Source organism: Micromonospora lacuserhaii (assembly GCF_036902735.1).
Lineage (GTDB): Bacteria > Actinomycetota > Actinomycetes > Mycobacteriales > Micromonosporaceae > Micromonospora.
The window spans coordinates 1-11,763 of sequence record NZ_JBAKHO010000091.1 but is presented as its reverse complement, the minus strand read 5'-3'; the positions used below and the strand labels follow the sequence as shown (position 1 = coordinate 11,763).

Sequence of the window (11,763 nt, the reverse complement as noted above, 5' to 3'; positions counted from 1 at the left end):
CCGGCCGCCGGGTCGGCGGCGCCGGCGGCGACCCGACCGGCGGGGGCCGCGAGGCCCAGCGCCGCGGCGGCGGCGAACGCTACTGACGGCCAGATCGCCGGGTCGGCGTTCGGCCCCACCACGTAGAGGGCGCCGGCGTAGAGCAGCGCCGGCGGCAGGAAGCCGAGCAGCACCCGCCCGGCGCGCACCGCCACCTCGGTGCCGGCGAGCCCGGCCAGCCAGGCCGCCACCAGCGGCACCAGCACCGTGTCGGGGGCCGGCTCGACCGGGATCATCGCGGTGAGCAGCCGGGGGATGCCGTTGCGGGCGGCGTCGCCGGCCACCTCGGCGAAGCCGCCCGGCACCGCGGCGTGCGCGGCGGCCAGCCGCAGCGACCACGCCGTCCAGCCGGCCATCGCCAGCACCGACACCGGCGCCACCAGCCAGGAGGGCAGCCGCCGGGCCGCCACGCCCACCAGCACCGAGCCGACCGCCGCGCCCAGCATCAGCCGGGTCAGCAGGTCACCGGCGTACACCCGGCCGAGGACCACGCCGGCCAGCCCGATCATCACGACCAGCGCCACCGGCACCGGCACCGCGCGCAGCGCCCGCGCCGTCGCTTCGCCACCCGGCGGCGCGGTTCCCGGCGTGACCGCCTCGCGGGGCGCGGTGGTCACCACCGGCGCACCCCGTCCCACTCGGCGGCGAACGCCGCGCCGTCGGCCGCGTCCAGCACCACCAGGCCGGCCGCATCGGCCGGCGTCGGCCCGTCCGCCCCGAAGACCCCCACCACCACCGACGGGTACGGCCCGCGCAGCGCGCCCAGCTGCCCCAGGTCGTCCCGGCGCCCCGGCCCGGTCAGGAAGACCAGCGTGTCGCCGAGTCGGTCCTGGCGCAGCCGCGCCGCGGTGGCGCGCAGCGTCGCCCCGTCCGCCCCGGTCAGCTCCACGGCGGTCAGCCGGTCCAACGGCGGATCGGCGGCCCGGTCGTCGGCCGGGTCGACCAGCATCAGCACCACGGCCAGGTCCTCCCGGACGGCGGCGGTGACCACCGAGGCGGCCGCTTCGCAGGCGGACTCGAACGACTCGGCCACCCCGTCGACCCGGCCCGGGTGGGCGATGGCCCGGTTGTCCAGCAGCACCACGATCCGGGGCAGGCTGGTGTCCACGTTCTCCCGCACCATCAGCTCGCCGACCCGGGCGCTGGTCCGCCAGTGCACCCGGCGCAGCTCGTCGCCGACCACGTACTCGCGCAGCGAGTCGAAGGTGATCGAGCCCTGCGGCACGCTGTCCACCCGGCCGTCGAGGCTGCGCCCCGCGCCGGTGGGCACCGCGCGCAGCGGGTGGATCCGCGGGTGCACCCAGACCGGCACGCTGTCGCCGTACGGCCTTGAGAGCGCCACCAGGCCCAGCGGGTCCCGGCGGGTGACCCGCAGCGGACCCACCGGCACCACGCCCCGCCGGTGGGTCGGCACGTCGTACGCCACGGTGGTGTCCCGTCCGGGGCGCAGCCGTAGCACCGGCACCGGCACCGTCGCGGCGCCGCACCGGTCCTCGGCGAGCAGGTTCGCCGCCCGCCACCGGCCGGCGTTGCGCACGGTCACCGACATCCGGGTCGGCTCGCCGCGCGCCACCCGGTCCGGGTCGGCTCGCCGGTCGACCGCCAGCCGGGGTCGCCACGCCGCCGTCGCCACCGCGTGGCCGACCGCGATCGCGGCCGCCCCGCCGAGCAGGGTCAGCTCGGGGTACGCGAACCGGAAACCCGTGCCGAGCAGCGTCCCGGCGGCGGCGAGCAGACCGACACCCCGGGCGGTCATCCCCATCGGCGCGGCCGTCAGGAGTGCGCCGGGGCCGGCTGGCCCGACGGCAGCGGCACCGGCACCGACGCGATGGCCTGGCGCAGCACCTCCGCGGCGGTCACCCCGCGCACCTGGGCGTCCGGGGTGAGCAGCAGCCGGTGCGCGAAGACCGGCCCGGCGAGCGTCTTCAGGTCCTCCGGCATGATCCAGCCCCGACCGTCGATCAGCGCGTACGCGCACGCCGCCCGGGTCAGCGCGATCACCCCGCGCGGGCTCACCCCGACCCGGACCTGCGGGTGGTTGCGGGTGGCGGCGGCCAGCCGGACCGCGTACGTGTAGAGCGGTTCGGCGATGTGCACGCGGCGGGCCATCCGCACCATCTCCCCGACGGTGGCCGTGTCGGTGACGGCGCTGAGCGCCTCGGGGGAGCGGGCCGTGGCGCCGCGCAGCACCTCCACCTCGACCGCCTCGTCGGGGTAGCCGACGGAGAGCTTCACCAGGAACCGGTCGAGCTGCGCCTCCGGCAGGCGGTAGGTGCCGTCCATCTCCACCGGGTTCTGGGTGGCCACCACCAGGAACGGCTGCGGTACCGGGTGCCGGACGCCGTCCACCGTGACGGTGTGTTCCTCCATCACCTCCAGCAGCGCCGACTGGGTCTTCGGCGAGGCCCGGTTGATCTCGTCGGCGATGACGATGTTGGCGAAGACCGGGCCGGGGTGGAACTCGAAGGCCCGGGCGGCCTGGTTGAAGATGGTCACCCCGCTCACGTCGGAGGGGAGCAGGTCCGGGGTGAACTGGATGCGCCGCCACTGCCCCTTGACGGTCGCGGCGATCGCCCGGGCCAGCGTGGTCTTGCCGACGCCCGGGACGTCCTCCAGCAGCACGTGCCCCTGCGCGAAGAGCGCCGTCAACGCCAGCCGGACCACCTCGGGCTTGCCCAGCACGACCGCGTTGACGTTCTCCGCCAACCGGGCGGCGAGGGCGGCGAAGCCCTGCACCTCCGGCTGGGTGAGCGGTTCCTGGGGGCTGTTCACGGTGGTGCTCCTCGACTCCGGTGACGCGCTCAGCAGGTGGGCAGCAGGTTGATGTCGTCGCCGCCCTCGAGGTTGAGCCACGCCCAGGGGATGTAGTTCCGCCCGCTGTACTCCACCTGCACCCACCACGTGCTCTGCTTCTGGTTGTTGTAGATCCAGGAGTCGACGTTCTCGCCCTGCTTGCGGCAGTACGTCCGCAGCCGGGTGCCGGGCCTGGCCCACCCGACCTGCTTGGCGTTGTCCTGCCGGGTCACCGAGAACACCTCGTTGCCGTTGCGGCCGCCGACGTCGGCGTTGCAGTACGTCCGCTGGTCGCCGTCCGGGCCGTTGTTGCAGGTGGCGATGCCGTACAGCGGGTCGGTGGACTGGGCCCGGGTGGCGGTGCCGCTGCCCGCGGCGTTGGTCGCCGTCACCGTCACCGTGTACGCGGTGCCCGGGGTCAGCCCGGTCACCCGGAGGCTGTCGCAGCCACCGTTGGCGGTCTTCCCGCCGGTGCTGGCGGAGCAGGTCGCCTGGCCGCCGCCGGCGTCCACCGTGACGGCCACCGTCACCGACGTCGCGTCCGCCGACGATCTAGTCACCGTCACCCGGGGCGGCGCGACGGTACGGGCGGTGGCGCTGGCCTCCGGCCCGGGGCCGGCCTCGTTGACCGCCTTGACCTTGACCAGCACGTTCTGGCCGTCGCCCAGCTTGTCCACGGCGGCCTGCGTGTCGGTCACCTCGATGATCCGCCCGCCCACGTCGACCAGGTACCTGCTGATCGGGCGGCCGTTCTCCACCGGCGGGGACCACCGCAACGCGACCGTCCCCGGCTGGTCGGCGACGGTGCTGGCCGTCAGGTCGACCGGCTGACCGGGGGCGGCGAACGGCACCACCGTGTTGCTGACCGGCGACGCCGTCGAGCCGGCGCCCTTGTCGTTGACCGCGATCACGGTGAACGCGTACTGGGTGCCGTACTCCAGCTCGCCGGCCGGCACCACCAGCTCCGTCCCGGTCGACTCGCCGGCCGGGGCGTTGGCGCCGGCCGAGGTCGCGGTGACCGCGTACTTGGCGATGGTGTTGCCCTGGCCGTTCGCGGCCGGCCAGCTGACCCGGACGGTGCCGTCGGGCCGTGCCTCGGCGGTGACCGCGGTCGGCGGGTCGGGCACCGCCGCGGTCGGCGTGACCGGGTTGCTGGTGCGCGCCGGGCCGGCACCCTTGGCGTTCACCGCCCGCACCGAGAAGCGGTACGTCTCCCCGTTGGTCAGGCCGGTGACCTCCACGGCCCGCTGGTTGGCGCCCACCTCGTGGCGCTGGCCGGCGCCCTCCACCACGTACCGGATGATCTCGGCGCCGTTCGCGGCGGCCGGCTTCCAGGTGACCCGGGCCTGCGCGTTGCCGGCGGCGGCGGTGACCTGGCGGGGCGCGCTCGGCTTGCCCACCCGGGGCTTGCGCGGCGGGGGCGGCGGCGGGGGGAGGGCCGGCGGCGGATCGCCGCCGAGCACGTCGTTGGCGTACTTGTTGACCTCGCGCACGTGGTGCCGGTCGTCGACCACCCGGGCGGTGGCGGAGCCCGGCGCGTTGATGAAGAGGTGGTTCTCCCGCACCTCCAGCTCCAGCGGCCCGGTCAGGCCCCGACCCTTGATCGTCTCGACGAGATGGCCGCGGCTGTCGAACGACCAGATGGTGCCGCTCGCCTCGTCGGCGCAGTAGAACCGGCCCGCCCAGGCCACCGCCGGCTTGAGCCGGTCGCCGCTGCCGGGGACCGTGAACCGGACCACCTCGGCACCGTCGCCGACCACGTGTACCCGCCGCTCGCCGGCGACCGTCACCGGTACGACCGGACCGCTGGTGCGGGCCGGCAGAGCGCCGGCCGCAGTCGTGTCCAGCGCGGTGCGACCGGTCCGGCCGGCGCGCACGGTGACCAGCGACGCGGAGGTGCGGTCGAGCACCGCCACCCCGTCGTCCAGGGTGGAGACCACCAGCTCGTGGCTCGGTTCCGCCACCGTGTACGTCTCGACCTGCTTCGGGCTCAGCCCACCCCCGGGCGGCGCCGCCGACCCGGGCGTGGCGGGCAGCTCCGCGGCGGTGACGGCCGAGACGGTGCCCTCGCCGGGCACCGCGATCCAGAGCCGGCCCTTGCCGTCGAAGGCGCCGCCGGTGATGCCCGGCGGGTAGCGCACCGGCTCGCCGACCGGCGCCAGCGAACGCGGGTCGAGCTGACGGACCACGCCCTGCACCGCGTCCACCACGAACGCCGCGTCCTCGTGCAGCGCCACGTTGACCCCCAGCCCGGGGGTGGTCCGGGTGGTGGCGGTGATCTGGAGGGTGGCCAGGTCCAGCGAGCTGACCTGCCCGGTGTTGAGGTCCCGCAGGATCAGCAGCCGGTCGGTCTGGGTGACCTGCATCGGGTGCCGCCGGGCGGCCGGCACCTCCATCCGGGTGTCGACCCGCGCGGTGACCCCGTTGACCCGGGCCAGCTCGCTGCGCGCGGCGCTCCACAACCAGCTGCTGGCGTCGTAGTTGGCGACCGCGTTGTCCGCGGCGCCCAGCCCGAGGACGGTGAGCCCCATGGCGGCCAGCAGGGCGGTGACCGTGCCGATGGTGACCAGCCCGCCCCGCATCCGGCGGGAGCGGCGGGGCAGTGCGCTGCTGTCGGTACTCCGCCCCAAGTCGTCGATGCTGGCCACAGCCGGCTGCCTCCCCGTCCGGTCCTCCCAGGTGGCGCGCCGCGTCCGGACGACCCTCCCCTGAGCCGTGGCACATCATATGGGCCGGCCCGGGGCGAGGGAACCCGCACCGTCCCCCTGTGGACACCCAGCGTGTGCGAGATGGACGGTCGGTCAGCCCGGCGAGGTGGGGCGGGTCCGCTCCGTGCAGACCTGACCGGAGGTGGCGAAGCTGTCCGTGGAGTAGACCGCCAGCACCGTGAAGCAGTAGTCCACCTTGGCGTTGAGACCGTTGACCGTGTAGCTGGTCTGTCCAGGATCGACGGTGGCCATCACGCCCAGCGCCTGCCCGGACCGCCCCCCGGCCACCATGAACGGCACCGCCCCGCCGGTCGGGTCCGACCAGCTGATCGTGATCGCGGTGTCGTCGTCGCGCAGCCGCAGGTCGGCCGGCGGAGGGCCGGTCGCCTTAGACAGTCCCGGGGAAGCCGCCGCCGGTGCCGCCGGCGCGGACGCCGGCTCGTCCCGGTCCAGCGCCACCGCGCCGACCACGCCCGCGACGGCCAGCACCACCACCCCGGCCGCGACGGCCGCGACCGTCCGGCCGCGTCCGCGCGACGCCGATTCCGTCGGGTACGCGGGCGGCGACGCCGGCTCCACCCGGGGGTACGCCGCCCGCTCGGCCACCGCCGGCACGTCGACGACCGGGTGTTCCGGCACGTCGTACGCCACCAGGGGCGGGTCGACGGCGAGCGACGTCTCCCTGGGCGTGGTCGGATCGGCCACGGGTACCTCGTCGCGCGGCGACGAGGTCAGCGGCTGGGGCGGGGCGGCGCTACTCCATGGCGGAGCGGTCAGACCCCACGGCGGGCTGGCGGCCGGCGGGGTGTTGGCGGGCGTCGCGCGGACCGGCTGGACGGGTCGCGCCGGCATGGCGGCGACCGGCGGGTGGCTGGCCGGGTACGCCGCCGTCGAGGGCGGACCGACCGGGCGCGCGGGCCCGGCCGGGCCGCCGGCCGCCAGCGGTCCGGTGATCGGCGTTCCGGCGGCGGCCCGCGGTCCGGTGAACGGCGTTCCGGTGATCGGCGGGGCGCTGACGGGTGGGGCGCTGGTCGGTGGGGCGCTGATCGGGTGTGTGGCGGCTGGTGGCGCGCTTACGGGGAATCCGGCGGCGGGTGGCCCGCTGACCGGCAGCCCGCCGCCGGCCGGCCCGGACACCGGGGGCGCACTGACGGGTGGCTCATTGACCCGGGGCGCCGGGGACAGCTCGGTGGGCGGAGGGCCCGCCGGGGATGCACTGGCCGGGGCGGTCCGCGCGGGTGCGGCCGCAGCCCGCGCACGCTCCTCCTCGAGCAGCGGCCCGATCTGCTGGACCTGGATGGTCGGGCGGTCCCAGTCGCCGCGTGCCGCCGCGGGCTCCCGCCCGGCGGGGCGGGTCGGCTCTGCGGCGCGGGTCTGCCGCGGCGTGGGTGGCGCCTGCTCTACGGCCTGCTCGGCCGCCGGTGCCGGGGACGGCGGGGCCGGGGATGCCGCCGTGGGCCGCAGGTGTGGCGGGGCCCAGGGCGACGTGGTGGCAGGGCCGCCGGCGTCCGGGCGGGACGAGACCGGCGGAAGTGGGGCGGCCGGGGCCGGCCCCTGAGGCGTGAGCGGACCCGGCGGCGCCGAGCGGGGCGCGCGTACCTGCGGCGCGGGCGGCAGCGGCGCCTGCCGGGTCGCCTCGGACGTCCGCGCGGGAGGCGGCGGAGCCCAGGGGGACGGGGACACCGGCGGCTGCTGCGTCCATCCGGAGACCTGCGGCGGGGCAGCTGGAGAGGGCGGCGTCGGAGCCTGCGGCGCCGGGGGTACGACGACCTGGGGCGCCGGTGGTGCGGACATCTGCCGGGGTGGTGCCGGGATGTGTGGTGCCGGGGGCGCGGACATCTGCCGGAGCGGTGCGGGGATGTGTGGTGCCGGGGGCGCGGACATCTGCCGGAGCGGTGCGGGGATGTGTGGTGCCGGTGGTGCCGACATCTGCCGCGGCTGCGGTGGGATGTGCGGTGCCGGTGGGACGGAAGCCTGGCCGGGCGCCTGCGGCGCCGGGGGCACCGACATCGGGCGAGGCGGCTGGAGCTGCGGCGGAGGCCCGGGCGGGGCGGTGGGGCGGAGCGGGGTGGGCTGGCCGTCCGTCGCCCCGAGGTACTGCCGGGCGGCGCGTACCGCGGGGTGGTGCTCGCCGAGCACCGCCGGCCCCACGGTCGCGACGCGGGTGTAGTTGCGGCGGGCCTCGTGGCGGTTGCCCAGTTCCTCGGCCACGGAGGCCAGGTCAAGGGAGACGGCCAGCATCAGCGGGTCGGCGGCTCCCCAGCGGCGCTCGCCGGCGGCGTACGCCTCCTCGAGCACCCGCCGGGCCGCGGCCGGGTCGTCCGCCTCCCGGTGCAGCCGGGCCAGCAGGTGCGCGGTGCCGAGCAGCTCCGGATGGTCCTCGCCGTACGCGGGGCGGGCCGAGGCGATCGTGTCGGCGAGCAGGCGTCGGGCGGCCGGTAGATCGCCCGCCGCGCGCAGGGCGAGCGCCCGGTGCTGGACGGCGGCGAGGGGGGAGGGCTGCGACACGTGAGCCATGCTGCCGCGAGTCGTGCCCGGGCGCTACCCGCCGACTGGGCCCGCTTCCGCCGTGTCGGCGACAACGGCTCTGACCTGCGCTTATCTAGCGCCTCGGGCATACCCGTACGGCGATTAGCAAGATCCACCTGGGCCGTGTACAGTAATGCCCCGTGCGGCCCGCCAGGGCGGCTGGCCGGTGAGAGAGTCGCCGGAGCCGACAGGGTAGGCTGGACGAGCAGGTCCGGGTGGCGGAATGGCAGACGCGCTAGCTTGAGGTGCTAGTGCCCGTAAAGGGCGTGGGGGTTCAAGTCCCCCCTCGGACACAAACTTGCGGCACCTGTGCCGTACCTGACGTACTGGTGGTCAAGCGTCATTGACCACGCGAATCTGATCTTCCCGATCACCTTCACCGGCCTCGCGCCGGCGGACGGTGGTGGTCGATGTGACTGAGCCCTCGGTGGCTTCCGTTGTCCCTCCGGTCCTGCTTTCGGACCAGGGGCGCTCTACTCGGACTAGCTCTGGTGGCCCGCTTCGTCGGCCACCGTTACCGATGCCTGCACTCCCGCGCCAGCGCACCGAGGCGAGGATGTATCGCCTGGCTTCGGTCGACAGCAGTGGCCGGATCCGTGATCGGTCAATCATCGGAGCAATGGGCTGGGAACCTGGTGCCCGCCTGGACATCCGTCAAGGCGGAAACGTCGTCGTCGCGCGCCGAGATCGCCAGGGAGTCTTCACTGTCACCGGTCAGGGGCACCTGTTGCTGCCGTCCTCGGTACGACACTGGTGCGGGCTCTCGGCGGGCGACCGTGTCCTACTTACCGCGGACCCCGTCGCGAACCTGCTCGTGGTGTACCCGCCTATCGCCTTGGACGAGATAGTCGCCAGCCGTATTCAGTGCCACCGCGCCGTTGGCGGGGCAGTGGCAGTGGCCTGGTCGTGGCGGGTGGACTCGCCCTGCCCGTGCTGTCCATCGCCGCAATCCCGCTGTGCTGGCCCCTCACCACCCCACGACGACACCGAGAGCCGCTGGACTGGCTCGGAGCGGGACTGCTCGCGGTCGTCGCCGCCGGACTCCTCCTGACCGCCCAAACCGCGGCCCAACACACCAGCGCGGTCACCATCACGGCGGCAGCTGCCGCCACCGCAGCCACCGGGCTCATCTCGCCATCCGCAGCCGGACGCCACCCCGGCGGGTTCGTCCTCGACGGCGTCTTGTCGGCCCCATGGTTTCGGCGCGCGGCGGTCGCCGGCGCGGGCGTCTACGCTGGCCTGTTCGCCATCCTTTACGCGGCGCCCCACCTGCTGACGAAGCTCGGCTATGGCACCACGCACATCGGGCTGCTCCTGCTGCCTGGCGCCGCCGTCGGTGCCGCGCTGGCCCGAGGCGCCGCAGCCGCCGCCCGCCGCCTGCCTGCCCGGTACGTCCTGTCGGCGGCGAGCCTGCTGTTCGCGGGCACGCTGTGCTACGCCGCCGTCGACACCGGTCCGATTGGCGTCGCGGCAGCCGCCACGGCCGCGTTCGCCGCCTCGGCGATCGCGCAGATGCTGCTCACGGCTGAAGCCACCAAGCACGCACCACCACCTTGCCGCGGCGGCGCGATCGGACTGCTTACCCTGGCCGCCTTCGTGGGCGGTGGTGGCGGCACCGCGCTCTGCGCCGCACTGTGGCAGCCATGGGGACCAGCCACTGCGCTGGCCATCACCGCACTGCTGCCCGCCGCAGCCGCCGCAGCGGCCTGGCGACTGCACTCCTGACATTAGCGAGGATTTCGTTACCTCCGAGCGCCGCTCCTTCTCCCGTCGGAGACGTACCGAGATGGGCCTGGGCTACCCCAAAATTGCCTTGGCTGCCTTACCGGCGGGCGCCTACGTTGGACTCACATCGGTAGCAGAGCAAGCTCGCAACAACGGAGCGTGGGTGTGGCAGGTCAGAGTGGTGGACGGCGGCACGTCCGTCCACGGTCAGCTCGCCGAGCCGCCCAGCGAGCCCAGTCGAAGGTCGGGCGGAGTGCGGATCGGCGGGGAGAACGCGTTCCGCTGACGGTAACGGGGTTCGAGGCTGCTCTGCACGAACGTGGGCACTATGCCATAGCAGAGGCTTTGATCGCCCGGCACAACCAGCGCTTCCAGCGGATCGTCCGGTCCGGCCAAATGATGCAGAGCATCTGCCTGCCGCTGCTGACGAGCCAATTTCCTCTAGGGCTCGCCGCCGAAGAACTGGGTGCAAGCCAGGGGCGTCCCCCCTTCTACCGCGGCCCAACCTGGCCAGACCATCTCGCCTGGGGCCTGGACAGTGTCGTTGCCGCAGTGCGTCTGATGATGTGCCTGCAGCCGGTCGGGGCGAGCATCGTCGCGCGTACCCAGCTGGAGCGGTGGTCGTCGAACCTGGAGTTCAACAGCGGCGTCGGTCAGCAGCGCGGCGAATCGACCGTGGACTGGTACAACCGCCTCTGGGCCGGGCCTGGCGTCCGGCCACCATCCCCCGTCACGACTCCAGTTGGTGAGCTGTTCGCCGACCTCAGCGAACTGCTGCACGGGCGTGGCCGGCTGATGCCTCTGGTATGGCTCGACATCGCCGAAGTCACCGACATGCCCTCCAGCGACCATGTGCAACTGTTGGAGACGATCAGTGATGCGCTGGTCGTCAGCCTCAGCCATATCCGCACCTGCATGGCGAGCGCGGCAGAGAACAGGGGCTTGAAGGTCCTCGCGCAGATCGTCGACGCGGTGCGGCTGGTCGTGCCCGCTCAGGGTTGGCTTTCGGATGTCCGTACGCATCTGTGGCCGATGATGCCGATGTTCATCCGGCAAACAACCGTGGAGGGTGCGCTGGGCGCGTCGGCCGCCGCATACCGGCGGGCCATCTCGGCCATGCAAGCCGGTCGGAAGCCTGCTGAACCCGCAGAGCTGTGGCCCGCCCTCGCCTTCGGTTCCCACCGGTTCCGCGTACTGCTCAATGAGCAGTACGCCTATGAATACGAGAGGAAGCTGCTCGGGCACCGCTTCGATGAAGGCGGCGCGGACCGCGCTGTAACGGAGGCTGTGCTTGCTGGGGAGATGGCGGCGGCCCTGGCCGGGTGGCTGCGCCAGGACCCGGAACGGCAGTCGCCCGCCAATGCCTTCGCAGTCTGCGCGTCGGGCCTGCGATCAGCGCAGTGGCTGTGGCTCGAGGACGACGAACGCGGCATGGGGTGCTTGCGTACCGTTATCGAGCAGGTGGCCCGTGCGCGGACCTGGCGGCTACGGCCGGACCGCGCACGCAAGATCGAGGCTAACCCGAACTCCACGCCGCGCGACTGGATTGAGGGCGCCGGCTGGAAGCGGTTGACCCTGCTGAATCGTGCGCTCGGCGAGTTCGCGCACGGCTCGACGAAGGCGAGCTGGAACGGCGCCCGCAACGCGCTCGTCGCCATCCAGCGCGCCGACGCCTTAAAGGAGGCGCACGCTCAGTACACCGGCCGCACTCACGCGCTGAACGCGATGATCCTTATCCTGACTATTGAGTGCGCGGCCTGGGCCGACACCTTCGGCAGTCACCTCGGTGAGGCGTACCGGCGCATCATTCGCGTTGACGACCCGCGAGCTGACCAGGTAATCGAGGCTCTTTTGAACAGGGCATGGGAAAAGCGACACATACCCCTGCGGTGACATTGCGAACGATTGTCAACGCCGCCTGAATCCTGACCATCGTGTTCCGGCTGAACTTTGACCACCCCGGTCTTGT

General features: G+C 73.9%; 7 protein-coding genes, 1 tRNA gene and 1 pseudogene. 4 read left to right on the top strand and 5 right to left on the bottom strand.

The window, feature by feature from the left end:
• The 5 genes and pseudogenes from V6U81_RS28245 to V6U81_RS29275 form a co-directional block, all read right to left on the bottom strand.
• A pseudogene (locus V6U81_RS28245) lies at window positions 1-677 on the bottom strand (transglutaminase domain-containing protein); the annotation flags it as partial.
• On the bottom strand, window positions 653-1,801 hold the full coding sequence (locus V6U81_RS28240) for a DUF58 domain-containing protein (protein ID WP_334494003.1): 1,149 nt from the start codon (window positions 1,799-1,801) through the stop codon (window positions 653-655). The gene V6U81_RS28240 and the pseudogene V6U81_RS28245, both read right to left, overlap by 25 nt.
• A gap of 11 nt (window positions 1,802-1,812) precedes the next feature.
• Window positions 1,813-2,811, bottom strand: coding sequence for an AAA family ATPase (locus V6U81_RS28235; protein WP_334494001.1), 999 nt, complete (start codon window positions 2,809-2,811; stop codon window positions 1,813-1,815).
• A 29-nt stretch (window positions 2,812-2,840) separates the two neighbouring features.
• A complete protein-coding gene (locus tag V6U81_RS28230) occupies window positions 2,841-5,414 on the bottom strand; it encodes a fibronectin type III domain-containing protein (RefSeq protein WP_334494005.1) in 2,574 nt (857 codons plus the stop codon).
• A gap of 219 nt (window positions 5,415-5,633) precedes the next feature.
• Window positions 5,634-8,048 (bottom strand): fibronectin type III domain-containing protein, encoded by a 2,415-nt coding sequence (locus V6U81_RS29275; protein WP_420884107.1) that lies wholly within the window; start codon window positions 8,046-8,048, stop codon window positions 5,634-5,636.
• Window positions 8,049-8,278: 230 nt separating this feature from the next.
• On the opposite strand from V6U81_RS29275, the gene V6U81_RS28220 reads away from it, so the two are divergent.
• From V6U81_RS28220 to V6U81_RS28205, 4 genes are all read left to right on the top strand, one after another.
• Window positions 8,279-8,362 (top strand) — tRNA-Leu (locus V6U81_RS28220).
• A gap of 637 nt (window positions 8,363-8,999) precedes the next feature.
• Window positions 9,000-9,794 carry a hypothetical protein gene (locus V6U81_RS28215; RefSeq protein WP_334493999.1) on the top strand — a complete coding sequence of 265 codons (795 nt, stop codon included), beginning with the start codon at window positions 9,000-9,002 and terminating at the stop codon, window positions 9,792-9,794.
• 163 nt (window positions 9,795-9,957) lie between these two features.
• A complete protein-coding gene (locus V6U81_RS28210; RefSeq protein ID WP_334493998.1) occupies window positions 9,958-10,080 on the top strand; it encodes a hypothetical protein in 123 nt (40 codons plus the stop codon).
• A gap of 59 nt (window positions 10,081-10,139) precedes the next feature.
• Window positions 10,140-11,687 carry a hypothetical protein gene (locus V6U81_RS28205; RefSeq protein WP_334493996.1) on the top strand — a complete coding sequence of 516 codons (1,548 nt, stop codon included), beginning with the start codon at window positions 10,140-10,142 and terminating at the stop codon, window positions 11,685-11,687.
• The last annotated feature ends 76 nt before the right edge of the window (window positions 11,688-11,763 follow it).